The organism is Duganella callida (genome assembly GCF_004614165.1).
Taxonomy (GTDB): Bacteria; Pseudomonadota; Gammaproteobacteria; order Burkholderiales; family Burkholderiaceae_D; genus Rugamonas; species Rugamonas callida.
The window spans coordinates 11,495-33,436 of record NZ_SPVG01000013.1 but is presented as its reverse complement, the minus strand read 5'-3'; the positions used below and the strand labels follow the sequence as shown (position 1 = coordinate 33,436).

At 64.3% G+C, this 21,942-nt stretch carries 19 protein-coding genes and 1 riboswitch; of the genes, 7 read left to right on the top strand and 12 right to left on the bottom strand.

The window, feature by feature from the left end; translation table 11 throughout:
• Positions 1–2 precede the first annotated feature (2 nt).
• Genes sdhA through gltA form a run of 4 tightly spaced genes read left to right on the top strand, consistent with a single transcriptional unit; the run spans position 3 to position 4,202 of the window.
• Positions 3–1,781 carry a succinate dehydrogenase flavoprotein subunit gene (gene sdhA, locus E4L98_RS01210; protein WP_135199740.1) on the top strand — a complete coding sequence of 593 codons (1,779 nt, stop codon included), beginning with the start codon at positions 3–5 and terminating at the stop codon, positions 1,779–1,781.
• Between the two features lie 16 nt (positions 1,782–1,797).
• On the top strand, positions 1,798–2,508 hold the full coding sequence (locus E4L98_RS01205; protein WP_135199739.1) for a succinate dehydrogenase iron-sulfur subunit: 711 nt from the start codon (positions 1,798–1,800) through the stop codon (positions 2,506–2,508).
• A gap of 56 nt (positions 2,509–2,564) precedes the next feature.
• On the top strand, positions 2,565–2,846 hold the full coding sequence (locus E4L98_RS01200) for an FAD assembly factor SdhE (protein ID WP_135199738.1): 282 nt from the start codon (positions 2,565–2,567) through the stop codon (positions 2,844–2,846).
• Positions 2,847–2,900: 54 nt separating this feature from the next.
• The gene (gltA, locus tag E4L98_RS01195; protein WP_135199737.1) at positions 2,901–4,202 is read left to right on the top strand and encodes a citrate synthase; all 1,302 of its coding nucleotides are present in this window, start codon (positions 2,901–2,903) and stop codon (positions 4,200–4,202) included.
• A gap of 66 nt (positions 4,203–4,268) precedes the next feature.
• Here the strand turns inward: gltA and E4L98_RS29900 are convergent, their stop codons facing one another.
• The 10 genes from E4L98_RS29900 to E4L98_RS01150 form a co-directional block, all read right to left on the bottom strand.
• Positions 4,269–4,415 carry a hypothetical protein gene (locus tag E4L98_RS29900; RefSeq protein WP_167761246.1) on the bottom strand — a complete coding sequence of 49 codons (147 nt, stop codon included), beginning with the start codon at positions 4,413–4,415 and terminating at the stop codon, positions 4,269–4,271.
• Positions 4,416–4,698: 283 nt separating this feature from the next.
• Positions 4,699–5,031, bottom strand: coding sequence for a hypothetical protein (locus tag E4L98_RS01190; protein WP_135199736.1), 333 nt, complete (start codon positions 5,029–5,031; stop codon positions 4,699–4,701).
• 40 nt (positions 5,032–5,071) lie between these two features.
• Positions 5,072–5,175: riboswitch (SAM-I-IV-variant riboswitch) on the bottom strand.
• A 90-nt stretch (positions 5,176–5,265) separates the two neighbouring features.
• Complete coding sequence (locus E4L98_RS01185) at positions 5,266–5,586, bottom strand: hypothetical protein (protein WP_135199735.1); 321 nt, start codon at positions 5,584–5,586, stop codon at positions 5,266–5,268.
• A gap of 28 nt (positions 5,587–5,614) precedes the next feature.
• On the bottom strand, positions 5,615–6,409 hold the full coding sequence (locus tag E4L98_RS01180; protein ID WP_135199734.1) for a hypothetical protein: 795 nt from the start codon (positions 6,407–6,409) through the stop codon (positions 5,615–5,617).
• Positions 6,410–8,836: a hypothetical protein gene (locus E4L98_RS01175; protein WP_135199733.1), complete on the bottom strand. Its 2,427-nt coding sequence runs from the start codon at positions 8,834–8,836 to the stop codon at positions 6,410–6,412.
• Positions 8,837–8,893: 57 nt separating this feature from the next.
• Entirely contained in the window at positions 8,894–10,063 is a 1,170-nt protein-coding gene (locus tag E4L98_RS01170; RefSeq protein WP_135199732.1) for an alpha-xenorhabdolysin family binary toxin subunit A, read from the bottom strand.
• A gap of 115 nt (positions 10,064–10,178) precedes the next feature.
• The gene (locus E4L98_RS01165) at positions 10,179–10,937 is read right to left on the bottom strand and encodes a hypothetical protein (protein WP_167761245.1); all 759 of its coding nucleotides are present in this window, start codon (positions 10,935–10,937) and stop codon (positions 10,179–10,181) included.
• A gap of 149 nt (positions 10,938–11,086) precedes the next feature.
• Positions 11,087–11,491, bottom strand: a complete 405-nt coding sequence (locus E4L98_RS01160; RefSeq protein WP_135199730.1) for a hypothetical protein — start codon at positions 11,489–11,491, stop codon at positions 11,087–11,089.
• A 35-nt stretch (positions 11,492–11,526) separates the two neighbouring features.
• Positions 11,527–11,907 carry a BlaI/MecI/CopY family transcriptional regulator gene (locus E4L98_RS01155; RefSeq protein ID WP_135199729.1) on the bottom strand — a complete coding sequence of 127 codons (381 nt, stop codon included), beginning with the start codon at positions 11,905–11,907 and terminating at the stop codon, positions 11,527–11,529.
• A gap of 18 nt (positions 11,908–11,925) precedes the next feature.
• On the bottom strand, positions 11,926–13,353 hold the full coding sequence (locus tag E4L98_RS01150) for a leucine-rich repeat-containing protein kinase family protein (protein WP_135199728.1): 1,428 nt from the start codon (positions 13,351–13,353) through the stop codon (positions 11,926–11,928).
• Positions 13,354–13,743: 390 nt separating this feature from the next.
• Between E4L98_RS01150 and E4L98_RS01145 the strand changes: the two genes are divergently transcribed.
• The 3 genes from E4L98_RS01145 (at position 13,744) to E4L98_RS01135 (ending at position 20,096) form a co-directional block, all read left to right on the top strand.
• Entirely contained in the window at positions 13,744–16,599 is a 2,856-nt protein-coding gene (locus tag E4L98_RS01145) for a 2-oxoglutarate dehydrogenase E1 component (protein WP_135199727.1), read from the top strand.
• A gap of 77 nt (positions 16,600–16,676) precedes the next feature.
• Positions 16,677–17,759, top strand: a complete 1,083-nt coding sequence (locus E4L98_RS30480) for a biotin/lipoyl-containing protein (protein WP_229257174.1) — start codon at positions 16,677–16,679, stop codon at positions 17,757–17,759.
• A gap of 42 nt (positions 17,760–17,801) precedes the next feature.
• Positions 17,802–20,096, top strand: coding sequence for a UvrD-helicase domain-containing protein (locus E4L98_RS01135; RefSeq protein WP_135199726.1), 2,295 nt, complete (start codon positions 17,802–17,804; stop codon positions 20,094–20,096).
• Here E4L98_RS01135 and E4L98_RS01130 read toward each other — a convergent pair.
• Positions 20,091–21,173 carry an acyltransferase family protein gene (locus E4L98_RS01130; protein WP_167761244.1) on the bottom strand — a complete coding sequence of 361 codons (1,083 nt, stop codon included), beginning with the start codon at positions 21,171–21,173 and terminating at the stop codon, positions 20,091–20,093. The two genes, E4L98_RS01135 and E4L98_RS01130, sit on opposite strands and share 6 nt — an antisense overlap.
• The gene (locus E4L98_RS01125) at positions 21,170–21,940 is read right to left on the bottom strand and encodes a BPSS1780 family membrane protein (protein WP_135199724.1); all 771 of its coding nucleotides are present in this window, start codon (positions 21,938–21,940) and stop codon (positions 21,170–21,172) included. The genes E4L98_RS01130 and E4L98_RS01125 overlap by 4 nt, the downstream gene beginning before the upstream one ends.
• Positions 21,941–21,942: the final 2 nt, after the last annotated feature.

Here is a 21,942-nt window from a genome sequence, read left to right as displayed (position 1 = left end):
TCGTGGCAGCTATCAAATCTGCAATCCCATCCCGCCGCTTTGACGCGGTAATCGTCGGCGCCGGCGGCTCCGGCATGCGCGCATCCCTGCAGCTGGCCGAAGCCGGCCTGAACGTGGCGGTGCTGTCGAAAGTGTTCCCGACCCGCTCCCACACCGTGGCGGCGCAGGGCGGCATCGGCGCCTCGCTGGGCAACATGGCCGAAGACAACTGGTATTGGCACATGTTCGACACCGTCAAGGGCGGCGACTATCTGGGCGACCAAGACGCGATCGAATTCATGTGCCGCGAAGCACCGAAAGTCGTGTACGAGCTGGAGCACTTCGGCATGCCGTTCGACCGTAACCCGGACGGCACCATCTACCAGCGTCCGTTCGGCGGCCACACCGCCAACTTCGGCGAAAAAGCCGTGCAGCGCGCCTGCGCCGCGGCCGACCGTACCGGTCACGCCCTGCTGCACACCCTGTACCAGCGCAACGTCCGCGCGCGCACCCACTTCTTCGTCGAGTGGATGGCGCTGGACCTGGTGCGCGACGCCGACGGCGACGTGGTGGGCGTGGTGGCGCTGGAAATGGAAACCGGCGACGTCATGATCCTGGAAGCCAAGACCACCATCTTCGCCACCGGCGGCGCCGGCCGTATCTTCGCCGCCTCGACCAACGCCTTCATCAACACCGGCGACGGCATGGGCATGGCGGCACGCGCCGGCCTGCCGCTGCAGGACATGGAATTCTGGCAGTTCCACCCGACCGGCGTGGCCGGCGCCGGCGTGCTGATCACCGAAGGTGTGCGCGGCGAGGGCGGTATCCTGATCAACTCCGAAGGCGAGCGCTTCATGGAACGCTACGCGCCGACCCTGAAAGACCTGGCGCCGCGCGACTTCGTCTCGCGTTCGATGGACCAGGAAATCAAGGAAGGCCGCGGCTGCGGTCCGAACAAGGACCACGTGATGCTGGACCTGCGCCACATCGGCAAGGAAACCATCGAGAAGCGTCTGCCGTCGATTCTGGAAATCGGCCACAAGTTCGCCAACGTCGACGCCACCAAGGAACCGATCCCTGTGGTGCCGACCATCCACTACCAGATGGGCGGCATCCCGACCAACATCCACGGCCAGGTGGTCACGCCGAACGGCGACGGCACCCAGCGCGTGGTCAACGGTCTGTACGCGATCGGCGAATGCGCCTGCGTGTCGGTGCACGGCGCCAACCGCCTGGGCACCAACTCGCTGCTGGACCTGGTGGTGTTCGGCCGCGCGGCCGGCAACCACGTGGTGGCCTCGAACCTGAAGCAGAAGGAAAACAAGCCGCTGCCGAAGGACGCCGCCGACTTCGCGCTGAACCGCCTGAACAAGCTGGAAACCTCGACCGGCGGCGAAAAAGTGCAGGGCGTGGCCAACGACATCCGCGCCACCATGCAGAAATACTGCGGCGTGTTCCGTACCGACGCCATGCTGCAAAAAGGCGTGGAAGAGATCATGAAGCTGGACGAGCGCCGCAAGCACGTGTCGTTCCAGGACAAGTCCAAGGTGTTCAACACCGCCCGCGTGGAAGCGCTGGAACTGGACAACCTGATCGAAACCGCGAAGGCGACCATCGTGTCGGCGGCGGCGCGCAAGGAATCGCGCGGCGCCCACGCCCACGACGACTTCCCGCACCGCGACGACGACAACTGGATGAAGCACACCCTGTGGTACTCGGAAGGCAACCGCCTGGATTACAAGGCGGTCGTGACCAAGCCGCTGACGGTCGACACCTTCAAACCGAAACCACGTACTTTCTAAGCAAGGGCTCATTGTTATGCCACGCACTCTCAAACTGAAAATCTACCGCTACGATCCGGACAAGGATGCCAAGCCCTACATGCAGGATGTCACCGTCGAGCTGAAAGACACCGACAAGATGCTGCTGGACGCCCTGCAGCGCATCAAGTCCGACGTCGACGACTCGCTGGCCCTGCGCCGCTCGTGCCGCGAAGGCGTGTGCGGTTCGGACGCGATGAACATCAACGGCAAGAACGGTCTGGCCTGCACCACCAACCTGAAAGAGCTGACCGAGCCGATCGTGCTGCGTCCGCTGCCTGGCCTGCCGGTGATCCGCGACCTGATCGTCGACATGACCCAGTTCTTCAAGCAGTACCACTCGATCAAGCCGTACCTGATCAACGACTCGATCCGTCCTGAAAAGGAACGCCTGCAGTCGCCGGCCGAACGCGAAGAGCTGGACGGCCTGTACGAGTGCATCCTGTGCGCGTGCTGCTCGACGTCGTGCCCGTCGTTCTGGTGGAATCCGGACAAGTTCGTCGGCCCGGCCGGCCTGCTGCAAGCCTACCGCTTCATCGCCGACTCGCGCGACGAAGCCACCGGCGAGCGTCTGGACAACCTGGAAGACCCGTACCGTCTGTTCCGCTGCCACTCGATCATGAACTGCGTCGATGTCTGCCCGAAGGGTCTGAACCCGAACAAGGCCATCGGCAAGATCAAGGAATTGATGGTACGTCGCGCGATCTAAAGCGCACTTTACGGGCGGCGATCTCGTCGCCCGTTTTAGTATAAAGTAGTATTGATATGACTGAAACGAACGCTATTGCGCATCAGTCCGACCCGGCCAACCGCGCCCGCCTGCGCTGGCGCGCCCGCCGCGGTCTGCTGGAAAACGACATCATCCTGACGCGTTTTCTGGATGCGCATGAAACCGAATTGACCGACGAGGAAGTGGACGCACTGACGCGGCTCCTCGACTTGTCGGACAATGCCCTGATGGATCTGGTACTGGCCCGTAAAGAGCCGGAGGGCGAGGTCGATCTGCCGCACGTGCATGCGTTGCTGCAGCGGCTGCGCCTGGCGTAGCAGCACACCCAGAATTTTTTTATCCGTAGCATCTCTCCAAAGAAGGAAGAGTCCATGAATATCTCTGATAACAAAGCCACTCTCTCGTTCTCCGATGGCAGCGCATCGGTCGAATTCCCGATCTACAAAGGCACCGTCGGCCCGGACGTGATCGATATCCGCAAACTGTACGGCGCCACCGGCAAGTTCACCTACGACCCGGGCTTCATGTCGACCGCCTCGTGCAACTCGTCGATCACCTACATCGACGGCGACAAGGGCGAGCTGCAATACCGCGGCTACCCGATCGAACAGCTGGCGGTGAATGCCGACTTCATGGAATCGTGCTACCTGCTGCTGAACGGCGAACTGCCGAACGCAGTACAGAAACAGGAATTCGTCGACACCGTGACCAAGCACACCATGGTGCACGAGCAGATGCAATTCTTCTTCCGCGGCTTCCGTCGCGACGCGCACCCGATGTCGGTACTGGTCGGCACCGTCGGCGCGCTGGCCTCGTTCTACCACGATTCGCTGGACATCAACGATGCCAAGCAGCGCGAAATCTCGGCCATCCGCCTGATCGCCAAGATGCCGACCCTGGTCGCCATGGCCTACAAGTACTCGATCGGCCAGCCGTTCATGTACCCGCGCAACGACCTGTCGTACTCGGCCAACTTCATGCGCATGATGTTCGGCAACCCATGCGAAGAGTACAAGGTCAACGACGTGCTGGTGCGCGCGCTGGACCGCATCCTGATCCTGCACGCCGACCACGAGCAGAACGCTTCGACCTCGACCGTGCGTCTGGCCGGTTCCTCGGGCGCCAACCCGTTCGCCTGTATCGCTGCCGGTATCGCCTGCCTGTGGGGCCCTGCCCACGGCGGCGCCAACGAAGCGGCACTGACCATGCTGAAGGAAATCGGCAGCGTCGAGAACATCCCGGCCTTCATCGAGAAGGTCAAGGACAAGAACTCGGGCGTGAAGCTGATGGGCTTCGGTCACCGCGTGTACAAGAACTTCGACCCGCGCGCCAAACTGATGCGCGAAACCTGCCACGAAGTGCTGAACGAACTGGGCCTGCACGACGACCCGCTGTTCAAACTGGCGATGGAACTGGAAAAGATCGCCCTGAACGACGAATACTTCGTCTCGCGCAAGCTGTACCCGAACGTCGACTTCTACTCGGGCATCGTGCAGTCGGCGCTGGGCATTCCGGTGTCGCTGTTCACCGGGATCTTCGCGATGGCGCGTACCATCGGCTGGATCGCCCAGTGGAACGAAATGATCGCCGATCCGGAACAGAAGATCGGCCGTCCACGCCAGCTGTTCGTCGGCGCCACCGTGCGCGACGTGCCGCCGCTGGACAAGCGTTAATCGGCGCTGTAACGCACTCCAAAAAAACGGGCTTCGGCCCGTTTTTTTATTGTGCTGGTGCCGCCTTCAAGATACGGCATTTGCCGGGTTCGTCAGCGGCACAGAGAAACACTCCCGCGTCGCACTTGAAATGTAGCGGCCGGTGGCGATTGCTTCTCGCGCACTCGCCGTGGTGAACGCGGCCAATAGCGCCAATATGATAGCGATTTTCATAAGGCATCCATTGAAGATGGTATCCGCAGAATGAATTGCCGTCAGCTGGCGGCAGTGCCTCCAGTCTGAGCTTAACTCGTGGCGATCTTTCGATCTGGAACAGAGAATCCGCGAATTCCGCCTGCCGCGAATATTTTTCTACGGCAAGCTTGGTCGCATATTGAGAAAGCCTATGAAATGCCGCGGAAAGACAGTGACACCGGGCTTGGGCCCGGGACACTTGAATGGCAGCCGGACATGTCGGACTGGCGGAGCAGGAAGCGTCCAGGAAAGGAGCGCTGCATCATGCATGGAATCTCAACTCAGGAGATGGGCTGTCGAAGTGCAACATATGTTCGACGTGCACCTTGATCTCTCTGTTCAGGCTGGCCAGCGCCTTGCGCAGGGCGCGCGCGGAGGCTTCGCCGATGCCGCCGACGGTGATGCTGTGCTCATAGTAGCCGCCGCGGCGCAGGATCAGCCATTTCTCGACGCGCGCGTTGGAGTTTTTCAAGGTCGATTCGAGTTGGCCGGCAGCGGGCTGACTGGCGCCCAGCGACAGGTGAAAGGTGTGCGTCATGCGGAACTGCTGATCCAGCGCGCTGGCGTCTTGAGAGAGAATGGTCTGCGTAGTCATGGTTGCTCCAAAATTCCTGGCCCGATCCGGAGCAAACCACCTGCACCCGCTTCGTTGCCGTTAAAAGGCCGCATCGCCGTAAGGCTTCCACCTTGCCCGGGAAGGCAGGTTGGCGTCGGATCAAACCGACTCTTGATGCAAAAAGTCTATATCGGATTATATTGAACAAATCCGCTATAGAGAACATGTGTTCAATATAGCGGAATTTCCGCGCCAGGGCAATACCCTGCGCGCTCAGTTGTGCGAGGTCAGTTGCACGAAGCCGCCGTTCAGCACCACCACGCTGTTCATGTTCAGCAGGTTGTCGATCGGGGCGCCGCGCGTGACCACGAATTCCTGCTCGCCGAAGACGCCGTCCTCGCCGACCGCCACCACCGACAGACCGTTCAGGTAGATGTTGGAGTCGTTGCCGTAGGTAACCCGGGCCTGTGAATTGGCGCGGATGGTGATGGTCTGCTGGCCGGCGGTGTTGGCCGGATTGTCGCCGGCGCGGATCGACAGCGTCAGGCTGATGTCGCGCGGGGTGTTGTTGATGAAGGTTTTCTGGCCTGCCATGATGAAGCTCCTTGGTTGAAGTTGAGGTTTAAGCCGCGGCGGCAAAGGCGGCCGCTTCGGCGGCCACGCTCTGCCATTGACTGCCCGCCAGTTGCAGGTCCAGGCCGGCCAGTACCGTGTCCAGGCTGGCGGCCAGTGTCTGCATGTCTTCCCGAAGCGCCGCCAGGTCGTCGCTGATGCCGCCCCAGGCGCCGCGCAGGCGTTCGATGTCGGCCAGCGGCACGTTGCCGGCGACCGCGTACAGCACCGCCACCTGCGCCAGATTGGCGGCGATGGCGCCGATCTGCGCCGCCAGCCGGGCGGCCAGACCGTCGTTGCTGCCCATGCCGGGAATGCCGACCGATTGCGCCGTCAACGACGAGATCACGCCCGGCAGCGCGCGCTGGATGTTGCCGCAGGTGCTGCCCAGCGTCTGCAGGTCCGGCACCAGTGCGGCGGCCAGCGTGGCGCAGCGCTGCGCCGTGTCCATCGCCGGCTGCAGCAGGGCATCCAGCGCCGCGCCTTGTTGCGCCGCCTGCTGGCCGCTGATCATGGCGTTCAGGCGCGGCGCCAGCTGCTGGGAAAAGTAGCTGCCGTATTGGCTGATCTGGCCGGCCAGCGACAGCAGGTTGGGATGCGTGCGCGCGCTCCAGTTGGCGGCGCAGGTGCGCAGCGTGGCGTAGTCGGGCAACTGGGCGGCGATGCCGGCGCTGGACGCGGCATCGGTGGCGTTGACGCTGGCCAGGAAGTCGCCGATGGCGCGCCATTGCGCGGCCGGCAGGGCGAACGGGCTGCCGCCGGCTGTCACCGTGTCCGGTCCGAGGTCGATTCGGGTGGTGTCCATTCAGCTTCCTTTCACGTTGAACGCGGCCGGGATGGCGCTGCCCTGGAACTGGAAGGTGACGCTGCTCACGGCCGACAGGTCGACGCCGGGATTCAGTTCGACCGGCAGGCTCAGATGCCAGGCGCTGAACGGCGTCGGTGCGAAGTAGGCGTACTTGACTTCGTTGTCGACGCGGCCATCCAGCTCGATGTAGCCCAGGTCACCGTTGGCGAAGGCCCAGGCCGGATTCGGATCGGCCGATTTGGCGGGCTTGACGTGGTATTCGAACAGGCGCGCCAGCGGCTTGCTGGAGAACGCGTAGTCGTCGCCGGCGCGCCGGTCGGCGTAACTGCCCGAGCTGGCGATGCGCACGCTGATGCGCTGGCCGTACGGCGCCCTGACGCCATCCAGCCAGACGCGGATGGTGTCCAGCCGCACCCGTTCCAGGCCGAGGAAGGGCAGCGCCGGCAGCGCGATGGCCACATCGGCCGCGCCGGAGCGGATCGCGGCCACGGTGGCGGCATCGGTGACGACGACGGTCTTGTCGCTGATCGCCTGCGGCGGCGGGTCGAACAGGGTGAGGGCGTTGGCCTTGTCCAGCGCCACCGCGGTCAGCGCATTCAGGCCGGTCTCCAGCGTCTGCACCGTGTCGACCACTTTCGGCTGCACGGTGGACGGCGTCAGTGCCCAGTAGAAGTAGGAGGCGCGGTAATTCTGCAGCGCGCTGTACAGGGCGCCCTTGGCGTCCAGGTAGCGCTGGTAGAACTGCTGCATCATCAGTGCACTCGGTGCCGCGCCGGCGCGCAGCTGCGCCACCAGCGCCTGCAGGCGCGCCTGCTGCTGCTGGGCGGTCTGCTGCTGCAGCGAGATCGCGGCGTACTGCTGCGCGGCCTGGATCGCCGCCACTTGCGCCTGCGCCAGGGCCTTGCCGTAGATGCACTGGATGGTCAGCGCCTGCAGGTAGTCGCTGGCGTAGTCGATGCCCTTGTCGATCGGTTCCTTCAGCGCGTCGGTGCTCTTGACCAGGAAGATGTCCCACTGCGTGGCGCTGTCGATGTCCGCGCCGGTGTCGATGTCCTGCATCTTCGCCACCAGGCCGGACGCGTCCTGGATGCTGCGCGCGGCTTCGGTGATGGTGGCCGACAGTTCGTAGACCGCCTTCAGCGCTTCCATCGCATCCTTCAGCGATTTCATGGTGTCGGCCATTTCGGCGGCGGCCTTGCTGGCGTCGGACACCGCCTTCACGGTCTGGATCGCGCCGTCCGCTGCCGCCGGAGCGGCCGCGCCGTCGCCGACCGCGATGGCGACAATCGCCGCGCCGAAGGTGGCGATGCCAGTGACGATGGCGAACACCGCCTTGGCGATGGCCGCCCGCTCATAGGCCGGCAGGCCGACGTCCTGGAAGTCGATGGATACATTGCGTGTTGCCAGCTGCTGGGTATTCAGTTCGGCCAGCGCGGCCGCCACGGCGGCGTTGGCGTTGACGCAGTTGAGATTGGCCTGGGCCAGCAGGCCGTTGACGTAGTCGGTCTGGTAGACGGCGTTGTCGCACAGTGCCTGCGCCAGCGCGATGCCCTGCTGGCTGACCGCCTGCTGGGTGCTCAGCGCCATGTAGTCGCTTTCGTACTGGCGCGCCTGCGCCACGTAGGCGTCGGCCAGCTGGGTGTAGATGTCGGCGCTGAGGTAGGGCACGAAGGTGGCGCCGTTGGCGCGCGCGCTGATCTGCGCGCTGAGCAAGGTGGCCAGCGATGCGCTGCGCAGGAATAGTCCCAGCTGCGCCGGCACGGCGCCCGACCAGTCCTTGACCCAGCCGAGTATCGACAGCGCCAGCGCCGGCTGCTCGTCGACCAGCAGCGTGCCGAAGATGAAGGCGTTGTTCAGCGCCAGTTCGAATTCGTCGTCGAGCGCCAGCGGCAGGCCGTTGGCGCGGCTCAGCGGCGCCATCGTCGGCGCGCCGTTGACGCTGTGGATGATGACGCCAGGATCGGCGCTGGCGGCGTTGACCACGAAGGTCACCGGCTGCGTGGCGACGCTGGACACCACCGCGCGCGCCGTCAGCGCGCCCTGCATCTCGTCGCAGAACAGCAGCAGCGCCGCGCTCGACGAAGCGCGGTAGTCGAGCAGCACCGCGGCGCTGGGATCGACTTCGATGCGGCGCGCGTACACCACCAGCACGGCGGCGGCCAATGGCCAGCTCAAACCGGCCGGAATGGTCAGCACGTCCGCGTACACGGTAACGTGGGTGGGCTGCATGCCGCTGGCGGCGATCTGTTGTTTGAGGTCGGCCAGGTTCAGGTACATGGAGCGGAACACGGCGTTGCGGGCGTCGATCTGGGCGCCGGACGCCTGCGGTATCTGGCCTTCGCTGGCCAGGTCGCGGTAGAGCGTGGCCCAGTCGGTGGCCGCGGGAGCGGACGGACTGGCGGTTTGTAGCGCGGAACGGGGCATGGCTGAATCTCCTGTCGGGAATGAGCAAGGGCCGGCGTTGGCCGGCCCGGCGCCGATTTATTGCAGCGTGGTGCCGGCCGGCGCGCCGCTGACGGTGACGTAGGCGTTGACGCGGTACTGGTCCGCTTCAGCGGCGACGTTGGCCCAGGCGGTAATCGCCTCGTCCACGCCCAGGTTCATGATGATCGGCAGCGCCTGGCGGATGTCGGTGTCGATCAGGGAGACGATGGAACCCAGGTCGGAAGCCAGGCCGCCCCAGATGCCCTGGATTTTCTGGATGATGGGCAGCGCGGCCGCCAGTGCGTTGACGATCTCCTGCATGCCCTTCTGCGCCATGCTGATGCCGATCATCAGCGCGGCGTCGGCGGCCAGCTTGTCGTTGTCGGCATTGATCTTGGCGGTGGCGGCCTTGGCGCGGTCCAGCGCTTCCACCGCGCGCGCGCCATAAACACCGGCCACGACGGCGGCGGCGATGGTCCCGAACGGGAAGATCCAGGCATAGGTCGGCGAGGTCGAGGCGACGATCACGTCGTGCTTGTATTCGGCGTTGGCGGCATCGAGCACCAGCTGCTGCGCGGTCAGGTCCTGCATCAGCGCGGTGACTTCGGCGCTGGTGGCGCCGTACTTGTCGTTGTACTGCTTGACCAGGCCGGCGTCGCCTTTGGGGCCGATCAGCGTGATCTGGTCGTTCTGGGTGTTGGTGGCGAAGGTAGCGATCTGCTTGGCGACGTCGCTGGCGCGGTTGGCGTAGCTGGTGGCCTGCGCGGACAGGTTGTCCAGGATCGCCTTCAGCGCCTTGAGTGCGTTGGCGTTGGTGGGATCGTCGCTGAGGATGTTGGCTTCCTTGAGGATGGCGTTGTAGTAGGTGGGCGCCTTGGTTTTGCCGTACTGCGAAATGTCGGCGGCCAGGTTGACGGTGGCCGGGAACACGGTGTTCTGCCAGGTGGCGCAGTGGCCGTTGATCACGCCGTAGCACTGGATCAGCGGCTGGAAGTCGCTCATGCTGTCGGGCGCGCCCTTGCCCAGCGAGGCCTTGAACGTGGCGTCGGTAGTCGGCAGGGCCAGCGCGTTGATGACGTAGGTCTGGATCGCCAGCCACTCGGTGGCGGACATGGCGAACGCCGGGCCGCCGCTGACGGCCGGCGTGGCCAGCGCGCCGGGGCCGATCGATGGCGCGGTGCTGTTGGCGGACAGGGGACGGGCGATGGTGCTGGGGACGGCGGACATGAGTATTCCTTTCTGTGGGCAGTGACGAGTGGAGGTGCCGGTGCGGTGGCGCCATGTGTGCTGGCAGATCAGAATAAGCGCGGCGGGTGGCGCGGCGTCAGTATCGCCGGGCGTGTTACGGTAACGTGTGGGCCGGTTCGCTGTCGGCGAAATGGCGCTGCAACGCGCTGCTGATGGTTTGCGCCAGCCGCTCCTGGGCAGCGATGCTGCGTCCGGCCGGCGCGTCGTATTGCTGCGACCAGGCGATCACGCCGCTGTCGCCGGCGAGCAGGCGCAGGCTGATACGTGCGCATGCGCCGTCGATGCGGATGCTGCCTTCCAGCTGCAGCGCGGCCTGCCGATCCTGGCCGGCATGGCGCATGACGGTGGGACCGAGCGCCTTGAACAGCTGGTGCGTGAGTTCATCGTTGATATCGGCCGCGTAGGCCATGGCCGCGGGTGTGGCGTCGGCCACTGTCAGCGGCTTGAACACCAGCGGCCGCACGGACGCTGCGCGGCGCGGCACGGCTGCCGTCACGATTTCAGGCATATAACTGCCGAGGGGGATGTCGAAGCGTAGCGGTGCGTCGTTGCCGCTGGTGGCGTAGTAGCTGCGCAGCTTGGCGCGCAGCCGTCCGGCCTGGACGCGGACGATGGGATCGTCGCAGGTGTCGTAACTGCCGGGATCGCGGTCGAAGACGGCGATGCCGATCGAATACTCGCTGGTTTCGCGGCGGTTGCCGCTCACGCTCTGTTCCACCAGGTAGCGCAGCAGGCGGCTGATGCGGCGCGAGCGGCAGAACAGCGGGCTGGTCAGAACCTGGTTCAGTGCGGCTTCCACTTCGACGGGAACGCGCGGCGGCGGCATGACTGGCTTGCGTACTGGCAGCCGCATGGGGATCGCAACGGGAGCGCTGTGCATACGGTGGACCTCCGTTTCGGTTGGCGGGATCGATACTGTATGCCGAAGCGGCGACGCTGTTCCTGTCCGGACTGCTTAGTTTGGCTGGCGATTGATATGGATCAATGATGTCGCACGCTGCATTACCTGTGTCGCTTGTCGGGCCGCTGCACCAGCACCCACCAGATGAGCACGCCCAATGTCATTTGCGGCAGGTTGAACAGGAATTTGCCGATGGTGACCTGCTGTCTCTGCGCCCAGGCCAGGTTGGCGGTCTCGGTGATGATGTTGGTGTGGTAGAAGCACAGGCCGAGCAGGATCACGGCGGCGATGGCCCAGGTGGACGGCAGCGACGTCACGCGATGGCGCAGCAGCGCGGCAACCGGATAGGCCAGCAGGCAGCAGCCGAAATAGGCGAACAAATTGGCCGGCATATCCGACAGCGCCGCATGCGGCAGCAGGATGGGCACCGCGCAGACGGCGATCGCCAGCATGACGGCGAGTACGGGATGAGGGCGTTCTGGCCAGTTGGCCCAGTGATTATTCATGGAATGAGAGGGAGGTCGGCATGGCGCCGGCGGGCTTACTTTTCCTGATCGAGCAGGGCCTGGATTTCTTCGCGTTCTTTTTTGCTGACGTGGCCGCCGCGCAGGGCGGCCAGGACCAGGGCTTTGCCGGAACCGGCGAAGGCTTTCTGGATCAGGTCTTTCAGCAGGCTGGTCTGGACGGAGTCTTGTTCCTGCACCGGGGCGTAGACGTGGGCGCGCTGGCTTTCGTCGCGCTTCAGCAGGCCCTTGGTGTGCATCACTTGCAGCACGCGCAGCACGGTGGCGTAGTTGGTGTCGGGGCGGGTTTCCAGCGCGGCGGCGTGCACCTGTTTGGCCGTGGCCGGGCCGAGCGCATACAGCAGGCGCAACATCTCCAGTTCGGCGGCGGTGGGTTTGGGCAGGTTCGCGGTACTCATGGATGTAGAATAAATTATCTAGACGTGTTTGTCTAGCTGTTGTTGGATCTCGGTGAAGCGCGGCTGGCCTTGCAGGCAGGCGGTTTGCAGGGCGCGCAGTGGCGCGGGCGCGCTGTCGCAGCGGTCCAGCAGTTCTTCCAGCAGGCAGCCGAAGGCGCGCACTTCCAGTGTCTGCAGGGCGGCGGCCTGGGGCCCGGCCGGGTCGTAGAACGAGGCGGCGCCGAAGTCGCCCAGCAGGGTGTGGCCGTGTTCGTCGTGCAGAATGTTGTGACCGTACAGGTCGCCGTGCAGGATGCCGCGGCTGTGCAACTGGGCGGCCGCCGAGGCGATGCCGCGCGCGATGGCCAGCGCGGTCTTCAGGTCGAAGCGTTTGCCGTCTTGGTAGATGTCGCGGGTGCAGCTGGCAAAGCTGGGCGGACCGGCCAGGTTGTGGAAGGCGGGGTCGATCAGCGACATCACCAGGCCGTTAGCGCCGCCCGGATGCTCTTCGATGTGGCCCAGCACGGGAATCAGGTTGGGATGTGGCCCCGCGCCCAGGCACGCCGCCATTTCGCTCAGCGGCGAGCCGTCGCTGGTCATGGCGGCCTTGAACAGCTTGACTGCCACCGGCCGGGAAGCAACGATGCCGGCGTCGTCGGCATCGCCCGCATGATTGGCACCAGCGGCACCATCGGCACCATCGGCACCGGCCTCGTCCTTGTCTCGTCCGGCGCTGCCGCCCATGCTGTGGTCGCCATGGAGGTGGTTGCCGTCGGGCGGCGGGGCTTGCACCCACTCGGCGCGGTGGATCACGCCGGAGGCGCCTTCACCGAGCTTGTCGCCGATCCGCAGTGAAGACCAGGCGATGGCGGCCGACGGCGTGTGCGCCAGGGCGTTTTCGCGCTGCTGGCAGAACGGATTGCCGGCATACGCCAGCCATCGCAGCCGCGGCAGCGACAGCAGCCAGTCGGGCAGGGCGTCCAGCCGGTTGGACGAGATGCGCAGCAGTTCCAGCCGATCCAGCTGTGCCATCGAGGCGGGCAGGGCGCGCAGGCGGTTTCCGGCCAGCATCAGCTTCTGCAGCAGCGGACGCTCGCCCAGCGCCTCGGGCAATTGCTCGATTGCGTTATCGGTCAGCACCAGCCAACGCAGCTGCGCGGGCAGGGCGGTGGCCGGCACCGTGCGGATGCGGTTGGCCTTGAAGCCGACCATGCTCAGCGCCGGACAGGCGCCCAGCGACGCCGGCAGCTCGGTAAATTGATTTTCCGAGCAAAACAGGATGCTCAGCTTGTGCAGCCGGTGCAGATCATCCGGCAGCGCGGTCAACGCGTTGCCGGTCAGGTCGAGAATTTCCAGACTGTCGGCCAGCGCGAAGATCTCGCGCGGGAATTCGGTGAGGCCGCAGCGCAGCGACAGGCGGGTGATGCCTGTCAGCGCGCCGCTGCGCAACTGCTCCAGCGTGTGCATGTGAGGTGAGGATAACGGTGACGGCGCAGTGTATCACCCCCGCGCGCGGCCCGACGGACGTTGCTTCGCGGCTACAAATTGGCCATTACAGCAGTTTGCGCCGAAAGAGAGATGAAAAGCCGTTAAAAACATGAAAACATTAGGCTGGAGCCAAGCATTCATGCGGCTTAAGGAAAAATTAATGATGAAAGATTTAGCGGGATTTTGTCGCGCAAATGGTTGTTGGGATACAATACCGGTGCTATGCTGAAGGACCCGTTTTAGGTAACACCCGAACAATAGCCCTTCCCCCACAACTTGATGTGCAATCCGCTAACCGGTCAGGCCGTGTCGCGGAAGGTTAGACCAACCCGCTAATTCCTCGCGAAGCGCGAAGAAAGGTGAGCAAGAATGATGCAACAATATACGTCCAACTCCTACCTGTTCGGTGGGAACGCACCGTACGTTGAAGAACTGTACGAAGCGTATCTCGACAACCCAGGCTCCGTCCCAGACAACTGGCGCGCCTACTTCGACGCCATGCAGCACGTGCCGGCCGTCGATGGCAGCAACAAACCCGACGTCGCCCACGCCTCCGTCATCGCCTCCTTCGCCGAGCGCGCCAAAGCTGGTCCGATCCGCACCGTAACCGCCTCTGCCGACGCCGAAATGGGCCGCAAGCGCGTTGCCGCGACCCAGCTGATCGCCGCTTACCGCTACCTGGGCTCGCGTTGGGCCAACCTGGACCCGCTGCAGCGTCAGGAACGTCCCGCCCTGCCGGAACTGGAGCCGAGCTTCTACGGCTTCACCGATGCGGACATGGACACCGTATTCAACATCAGCAACACCTACTTTGGTCCAGAGACCGCGACCCTTCGCGACCTGATCAACTACCTGCGCGACACCTACACCCGTTCGATCGGCGCAGAGTACATGTACATTTCCGACCCGGCCGAAAAACGCTGGCTGCAGGAACGTCTGGAGTCGATCCGCTCGACCCCGAACTTCACCCCGGAAAAGAAAAAGCACATCCTCGAGCGTCTGACCGCGGCCGAAGGCCTGGAACGCTACCTGCACACCAAGTACGTCGGCCAGAAGCGCTTCTCGCTGGAAGGCGGCGAAACCTTCATCGCCTCGATCGATGAAATCATCCAGCGCGCCGGTGAAAAAGGCGTGCAGGAAATCGTCATCGGCATGGCCCACCGCGGCCGTCTGAACGTGCTGGTCAACACCCTCGGCAAGGCGCCGAAAGACCTGTTCGAAGAATTCGAAGGCAAGCACGCCGAAGACCTGCCGGCCGGCGACGTGAAATACCACCAGGGCTTCTCGTCCGACGTCTCGACCGTCGGCGGTCCGGTGCACCTGTCGCTGGCGTTCAACCCGTCGCACCTGGAAATCGTCAACCCGGTGGTGGAAGGCTCGGTCAAGGCCCGCATGGACCGCCGCGGCGACCACGCCGGCAAGCAAGTGCTGCCTATCCTGGTGCACGGCGACGCCGCGTTCGCCGGCCAGGGCGTTGTGATGGAAACCCTGAACCTGGCCCAGACCCGCGGCTACGGCACCGGCGGTACCGTGCACATCGTGATCAACAACCAGATCGGCTTCACCACCTCCGACCCGCGCGACGCCCGCTCGACCATCTACTGCTCGGACGTGGTCAAGATGATCGAGGCGCCGGTGCTGCACGTGAACGCCGACGATCCGGAAGCCACCGTGCTGGCCTCGCAGATCGCCATGGACTACCGCAATGAGTTCGGCAAGGACATCGTGGTCGACATCATCTGCTTCCGCAAACTGGGCCACAACGAGCAGGACACCCCGGCGCTGACCCAGCCGCTGATGTACAAGAAAATCGGCCAGCACCCGGGCACCCGCAAGCTGTACGCCGACAAGCTGGCGACCCAGAACGTGATCCCGGCCGATGGCGGCGAACAGATGCAGGCCGCCTACCGCGACGCCATGGACGCCGGCAAGCACACCGTCGATCCGGTCATCACCAACTTCAAGAACAAGTTCGCGGTCGACTGGCTGCCGTTCCTGAACAAGAAGTGGACCGACGCCGCCGACACCGCCGTGCCGCTGACCGAACTGAAACGCCTGGCCGGCCGCATCACCACCGTGCCGGAAGGCTTCAAGGTGCACTCGCTGGTCGAGAAAGTGCTGGCTGACCGCGCCGCCATGGGCCGCGGCGACGTCAACCTGGACTGGGGCATGGGCGAACACCTGGCCTTCGCGTCGCTGGTGTCGTCGGGCTACGCCGTGCGTCTGACCGGCCAGGACGCCGGCCGCGGCACCTTCACCCACCGCCACGCCGTGCTGCACGACCAGAACCGCGAGCGTTGGGACGCCGGCACCTATGTGCCGCTGCAGAACATCGCCGAAGGCCAGGCGCCGTTCACCGTGATCGACTCGGTGCTGTCGGAAGAGGCGGTGCTGGGCTTCGAATACGGTTACTCGACCGCCGAGCCGAACACCCTGACCATCTGGGAAGCCCAGTTCGGCGACTTCGTCAACGGCGCCCAGGTTGTCATCGACCAGTTCATCAGCTCCGGCGAAGTGAAGTGGGGCCGCGCCTCCGGTCTGGTGATGCTGCTGCCGCACGGTTACGAAGGCCAGGGTCCGGAGCACTCGTCGGCCCGTCCTGAGCGTTTCCTGCAACTGTGCGCCGACAACAACATGCAAGTGGTGCAGCCGACCACCGCGTCGCAGATCTTCCACGTGCTGCGCCGCCAGATGGTGCGCCAGTTCCGCAAGCCGCTGGTCATCATGACGCCGAAATCGCTGCTGCGTAACAAGGACGCGGGTTCGCCGCTGGGCGAACTGGCCAAGGGCGCGTTCCAGACCGTGATCGGCGAAGTCGACGAGAAAATCGACGCCAAGAAGGTCAAGCGCGTGATCGCCTGCTCGGGCAAGGTCTACTACGATCTGGTCAACGCACGCAAGACCCGCGGCCAGACCGATACCGCCATCATCCGTATCGAGCAGCTGTATCCGTTCCCGCACAAGGCATTCGCCGCCGAACTGAAGAAGTTCCCGGCCGCGACCGAAGTGGTGTGGGCACAGGACGAACCGCAGAATCAGGGCCCATGGTTCCAGATTCAGCACAACATCTTCGAGAGCATGGAAGCTGGCCAGCGCCTGGCCTACGCCGGCCGCCCAGCCTCCGCATCGCCAGCTGTCGGCTACTACGACAAGCACTACGCTCAGCAAAAAGAGCTGCTGGAGACTGCCTTCTCGAAGCTCAAGGGCTTCATCCTGACCAAATAAGCATCACTCATTGATTGAACGGAGCGCGCCACGGCTACGCGGTGGCGCGCCGCAAAAACAAATATACGGAGTTTTACATGGCACAAATCGAAGTCAAAGTTCCTCAGCTGTCGGAATCGGTCGCAGAAGCAACCATGCTGGCATGGCATAAAAAAGTCGGCGACACCGTGGCGCGCGACGAAAACCTGATCGATATCGAAACCGACAAGGTAGTTCTGGAACTGCCGGCACCGGCCGCTGGTACCCTGGTACAGATCATCAAGGGCGACGGCAGCACCGTGGTGGCTGACGAAGTGATCGCAATCATCGATACCGAAGGCGGCGCCGCTGCCGCTCCTGCGGCTCCTGCCGCCGCCGCAGCTGCGCCAGCCGCCGCGCCCGCTCCCGCGCCGCGTGCAGCTGCACCGCGCCTACGCATCAAAGGCATCCAGAACGCTTACGCCATTGTGCGCGCCGGCAACGACGGCATGACGGTCTCCGCAGACATTTCCGACATCCGCAAGGTAGCGCAACTGCGCGATTCCGTGAAAGGCGATTTCCTCTGGTTCCGCGACGGCGACAAAACCTATCTGATCCGCGACCCGGCCGTGATGGCCCGGCTGGAAGAAGCCTGGCAGCCGGTCAAACGCCTCGGCGTACAGATGGAAGAGCAGGGCAAGAAAATGGAAGCCCAAGGCAAGATCATGAACGAGATCGGCCGCCAGATGGGCGACATCACCCACACCGCCGATCTCGATGGCAACAGCGACTACCGCCGCCACGAGCGGGAAATGGAGAAGATCGGACGCCAGCAGGACGCGCTGGGCCGCCGCATGGGCGAGGTGGCGCGTGAAATCGGCCTGCATCCCGACCAGGAACAAGTACGCATCTACCAGGAAAAACTGGCGAAGATGCAGGCTGAAATGGCTGTGCTGTCGGAGAAAATGGCGAAACAGCAGGCCGACATCGCGCCGCAACTGGCGCGCATCCAGGCCATGAGCGAGCCGATGAAAGCGCTGCAGGCCAAGATGACCGAAGCCAGCCGGCCGATGGCGGAACTGGGCGCCAGGATGGGCGTCCTGGACCTCCAGCACGCCGACGCCGTGCGCGAAGCCGAGCGCGCCCTCAAGGCGCTGATGCAGGAAAGCCTGCAGAACGGCAAAGCCGTCCCCGCCGCCTGAAATCGGGGTCAGAGTCGGGGGGAGTCCCGGTATAATCACGGGATGCAAAATCTTCTTCATAATCTCAACGACGAGCAGCTCGCCGCCGTTACGCTGCCGTCGCAGAGCGCCCTGATTCTTGCCGGCGCCGGTTCCGGTAAGACCCGGGTCCTGACCACCCGCATCGCCTGGCTGATCCAGACCGGCCAGGTGTCGCCTTCCGGGATCCTGGCGGTGACCTTCACCAATAAGGCCGCCAAGGAGATGCTGACCCGACTGTCGGCGATGTTGCCGATTAATACACGCGGTATGTGGATCGGCACTTTCCACGGTCTGTGCAACCGCCTGCTGCGCACCCATCACCGCGATGCCGCGCTGCCGCAGACTTTCCAGATTCTCGATACGCAGGATCAGCTGTCGGCCATCAAGCGGCTGTTGAAGGCGCACAACGTCGATGACGAGAAGTTTCCGCCCAAGGAGGTGATGTACTTCATCAACGGCGCCAAGGATCAGGGTCTGCGCGCGCACGATATCGAGCCCTACAATGCCGACGAGCGCAAGAAGGTCGAGCTGTACCAGCTGTACGACGATCAGTGCCAGCGCGAGGGTGTGGTCGATTTCGCCGAGCTGCTGTTGCGCACATATGAATTGTTGAGCCGTAATCAGCCGCTGCGCGAGCATTACCAGCAGCGCTTCCAGCACATCCTGGTCGACGAGTTCCAGGATACCAATGATTTGCAGTACAAGTGGCTGAAGCTGCTGGCCGGTCATGGCGGCCAGAGGGGCGGCGTGCTGTTTGCCGTCGGCGACGATGACCAGTCGATCTACGCCTTCCGCGGCGCCAACGTCGGCAACATGAGCGCGTTCGAGCGCGAGTTCAACGTCAAGAATCTGATCAAGCTGGAGCAGAACTACCGCTCGCACGGCTATATTCTGGACGCCGCCAATGTGTTGATCGCCAATAACAGCAAGCGCCTGGGCAAGAATCTGCGCACCGACGCCGGCCACGGCGAGCAGGTGCGCGTGTATGAAGCCAATTCGGACTTGTCCGAGGCGCAGTGGATCATCGAGGAAACCAAGAACCTGATCGCCGAGGGCGCCTCGCGCAGCGAGATCGCGGTGCTGTACCGCTCCAACGCGCAGTCGCGCGTGATCGAGCATGCGCTGTTCTCGGCCGGCATTCCGTACCACGTGTACGGCGGCCTGCGCTACTTCCAGCGCGCCGAGGTGAAACATGCCATCGCCTATCTGCAGCTGATGGACAACCCGCACAACGATTCGGCTTTCCTGCGCGTGGTGAATTTCCCGGCGCGCGGCATCGGTGTGCGCTCGATCGAGACCTTGCAGGCGGCCGCCGACCAGTATGGCATTTCGCTGTACGCCGCCGTGCCTTATGTGACCGGCAAGGCCGGCACCTCGCTGGCCGGCTTCGTCAAGCTGATCGAGGGCACCCGTTTCGAGACGCAGCAGATGGCGCTGCCGGAGCTGGTGCGCGTGGTGCTGGAGCAATCGACGCTGTTGGCGCATTACGCGACCGAGAAGGAAGGCGCCGACCGCATCGAAAACCTGGAGCAGATGGTCAGCGCCGCCACCCAGTTCCTGTCGGAAGAGGGCTATGGTCAGGGCGCACCGGCGCATCTGGGCCCGCCGGCGCAGGCGCAATCCGGGCTGCCGGTGGTAAACGAGGATGGCTTTGAAATCCTCGACGCCGACGCGCCGCTGGCGACGGTGATGTCGCCGCTGTCGGCCTTCCTGTCGCATGCGTCGCTTGAGGCCGGCGACAACCAGGCCGCCGCCAGCCAGGAGGCGGTGCAGATGATGACGGTGCACTCGGCCAAGGGGCTGGAGTTCAACAATGTGTTCATCACCGGTCTGGAAGAGGGCTTGTTCCCGCACGAAAGCAGCTCGCGCGAGCACGACGGCGTGGAAGAGGAACGCCGCCTGATGTATGTGGCGATCACGCGCGCGCGCCAGCGCCTGTATCTGAGCTTCACCCAGACCCGCATGCTGCACGGCCAGACGCGTTACAACATGAAGTCGCGCTTCTTCGACGAATTGCCGGAGGAGGCGCTGAAGTGGCTGACGCCGAAGATGCAGCCCAGCTGGTTCGGCGCGCGCAAGGCGGCCTGGGACGAGGCGCCGATGGTCGGCAACGACAAGGCGCTGGCGCAGCAGATCGCCAACAAGACCTCGGGCACCGGCTGGCGCATCGGCGAATCGGTGGCGCATGCCAAGTTCGGCGAGGGGGTGATCGTCAACATCGAGGGCAGCGGCAACAATGCCCGCGCGCAGATCAATTTCGGCGCCGCCGGCATGAAGGTGCTGGACCTGAGCATCGCCAAGCTGGATCGTCTATGAGCCTGCCGCCAGCCGGCGGCGCACGGCGCGCAGCGCCGGCGCTTCGATGAAGTGCCAGCTGAATGCCGCCAGCGCCAGGGTCGGCGCCAACGCGGCGAACAGCATGGGAATCGCTGTCAGCGCCGGGAAGCTCAGCTTCAGCATGCTCATCACCGGCCAGTGGTACAGGTAGATGCCGTAGGAATAATCGTGGCGGCGCAGGTGCCGCCAGCCCGTCACGCGCCTGCTGCCGATCCACAGCGTCGCCATGCAGCACAGCGCGGCCAGGCCGAACCAGGTGAAGCCGCTGGGCGACATGGTGACGTTGCGCGCCCAGTTCAGCCACACGAACACGCCGACGCACGCCACCTGTATCCCGCCCACGCGCAGTTGCGGCGCCAGCGCGCAGCACAGCATCCCCAGCAAAAACATCGACCACAGACGCAGTTCCCAGATGTAGCCGGCGGCCACCTCCGGGAATAGCTGCGCCGACAGCAGCAGCAGCACGGCCATGCCGCCGAGCCACTGCCGCAGCGGCAGGGCGGCGGCCACGCCGATCAACGCCACCATCACATACATGCGGCCTTCCCAGTACAGGGTCCACAGCGGACCGTTGATGGCGCCACCCTGCAGCACGCCGGGAATATGCCATTCGCCTTGCGGAACCACGAAGCGCAGGCCATGCAGCGTGACGTTGCCGATGATGTAGCGCCAGGTGTCGTGGCTCCAGAAGCCCGCCGCCTGCGGCGAGCCGTAGCACAGCACCGCCGTGGCCGCCGTCAGCGGTACCGCCACCGCCAGCGCGGGCAGCAGGCGGGCGGCGCGGCGCAGGGTGAAACGCAGCACGTGCGGGTCGTGCATCCAGCTCTGGCTGACGAAGAAACCGCTGATCAGGAAGAACACGGCCAGGGCCAGTTTGCCGATGTCGGCCACCGGGTCGATCCAGCGCCCGACGGGGTCGCCGCCGGGCACGATGCCGGTGGTCATGTAAGCGTGGAAGTAGTAGACGGCCAGCGCGGCGCCAAGCCGCACCAGGTTAAAGCCGTTGTCGCGCGCGTCCGCCGCCTCTGCCAGTGTACGCAGAGGCGGCCGGTTCAAAGCGCACCCTTGACAGGCGTGCTGGACGGTTCCGGCGCGCCGAAGATCTGGCGATAGCTGGCGTACAGCGTGCAGTGCATCAGCACGATCATCATCAGGAAGATGGTGAAGATGGCGGTGACTTCGATCTGCGCCGAGCTGAACAGCATGACCGGAATCGCGGTGAGGATCTGGAACATGATGAACAGCGAAACCGCCGTGGCGAGGAAGGCCTTGATGTCGCGGCCGACCGTCACCACGCTGAAGAACAGCGCCTTGCCGAGCGCCATTTTCTGCCAGTAGATCAGCGGCGCCGCCAGGCAGCTCAGCATCCAGCCCAGCATGTACACCGCCGACGATACGAACAGCGCCCAGCGCGAGTTCTCGATCAGCTCCTGGTCCATCGGAATCTGCCGCGTGGCCATCTTGATCAGCACTCCGTCATCGAGCAGGCTGAGGACCAGTATCGACAGCAGCATCACCAGCAGATACAGGCCGCCCAGCAGCAGCAGGGGCTTGCGCGCCGGCTTGCGGAAACCGATGAACACCAGGTGCGGGAAGGCGCGCTTGCCGTGATCGACGTCGGCGCAGCCCTGCAGCAGGGCCACGCTGAACAGCGGCGCCAGCACGATAGGCGCCATGCCGCCCACCAGCGGGATGAACAGCGACAGCATGGCCAGGAACATGCAGCTGAAGAACAGCGCCATCAGCGCCCCCGGTTGCTTGCGGAAGACATCCAGGCCCTGCTTCACCCAATTCCAGCCTGCTCGTGCGGGTAGTGTTGCCATGG

What these genes read in the sequence shown, in the direction of transcription:
- E4L98_RS01160 (WP_135199730.1), bottom strand. Translation starts at nt 11,491, where the DNA reads ATGAATAATCACTGGGCCAACTGGCCAGAACGCCCTCATCCCGTACTC.
- E4L98_RS01170 (WP_135199732.1), bottom strand. Translation starts at nt 10,063, where the DNA reads ATGTCCGCCGTCCCCAGCACCATCGCCCGTCCCCTGTCCGCCAACAGC.
- E4L98_RS01150 (WP_135199728.1), bottom strand. Translation starts at nt 13,353, where the DNA reads ATGCACACGCTGGAGCAGTTGCGCAGCGGCGCGCTGACAGGCATCACC.
- E4L98_RS01175 (WP_135199733.1), bottom strand. Translation starts at nt 8,836, where the DNA reads ATGCCCCGTTCCGCGCTACAAACCGCCAGTCCGTCCGCTCCCGCGGCC.
- E4L98_RS01180 (WP_135199734.1), bottom strand. Translation starts at nt 6,409, where the DNA reads ATGGACACCACCCGAATCGACCTCGGACCGGACACGGTGACAGCCGGC.
- gltA (WP_135199737.1), top strand. Translation starts at nt 2,901, where the DNA reads ATGAATATCTCTGATAACAAAGCCACTCTCTCGTTCTCCGATGGCAGC.
- E4L98_RS01165 (WP_167761245.1), bottom strand. Translation starts at nt 10,937, where the DNA reads ATGCGGCTGCCAGTACGCAAGCCAGTCATGCCGCCGCCGCGCGTTCCC.
- E4L98_RS01185 (WP_135199735.1), bottom strand. Translation starts at nt 5,586, where the DNA reads ATGGCAGGCCAGAAAACCTTCATCAACAACACCCCGCGCGACATCAGC.
- E4L98_RS30480 (WP_229257174.1), top strand. Translation starts at nt 16,677, where the DNA reads ATGGCACAAATCGAAGTCAAAGTTCCTCAGCTGTCGGAATCGGTCGCA.
- E4L98_RS01135 (WP_135199726.1), top strand. Translation starts at nt 17,802, where the DNA reads ATGCAAAATCTTCTTCATAATCTCAACGACGAGCAGCTCGCCGCCGTT.
- E4L98_RS01125 (WP_135199724.1), bottom strand. Translation starts at nt 21,940, where the DNA reads ATGGCAACACTACCCGCACGAGCAGGCTGGAATTGGGTGAAGCAGGGC.
- E4L98_RS01205 (WP_135199739.1), top strand. Translation starts at nt 1,798, where the DNA reads ATGCCACGCACTCTCAAACTGAAAATCTACCGCTACGATCCGGACAAG.
- E4L98_RS01145 (WP_135199727.1), top strand. Translation starts at nt 13,744, where the DNA reads ATGATGCAACAATATACGTCCAACTCCTACCTGTTCGGTGGGAACGCA.
- E4L98_RS29900 (WP_167761246.1), bottom strand. Translation starts at nt 4,415, where the DNA reads ATGAAAATCGCTATCATATTGGCGCTATTGGCCGCGTTCACCACGGCG.
- E4L98_RS01190 (WP_135199736.1), bottom strand. Translation starts at nt 5,031, where the DNA reads ATGACTACGCAGACCATTCTCTCTCAAGACGCCAGCGCGCTGGATCAG.
- E4L98_RS01155 (WP_135199729.1), bottom strand. Translation starts at nt 11,907, where the DNA reads ATGAGTACCGCGAACCTGCCCAAACCCACCGCCGCCGAACTGGAGATG.
- E4L98_RS01200 (WP_135199738.1), top strand. Translation starts at nt 2,565, where the DNA reads ATGACTGAAACGAACGCTATTGCGCATCAGTCCGACCCGGCCAACCGC.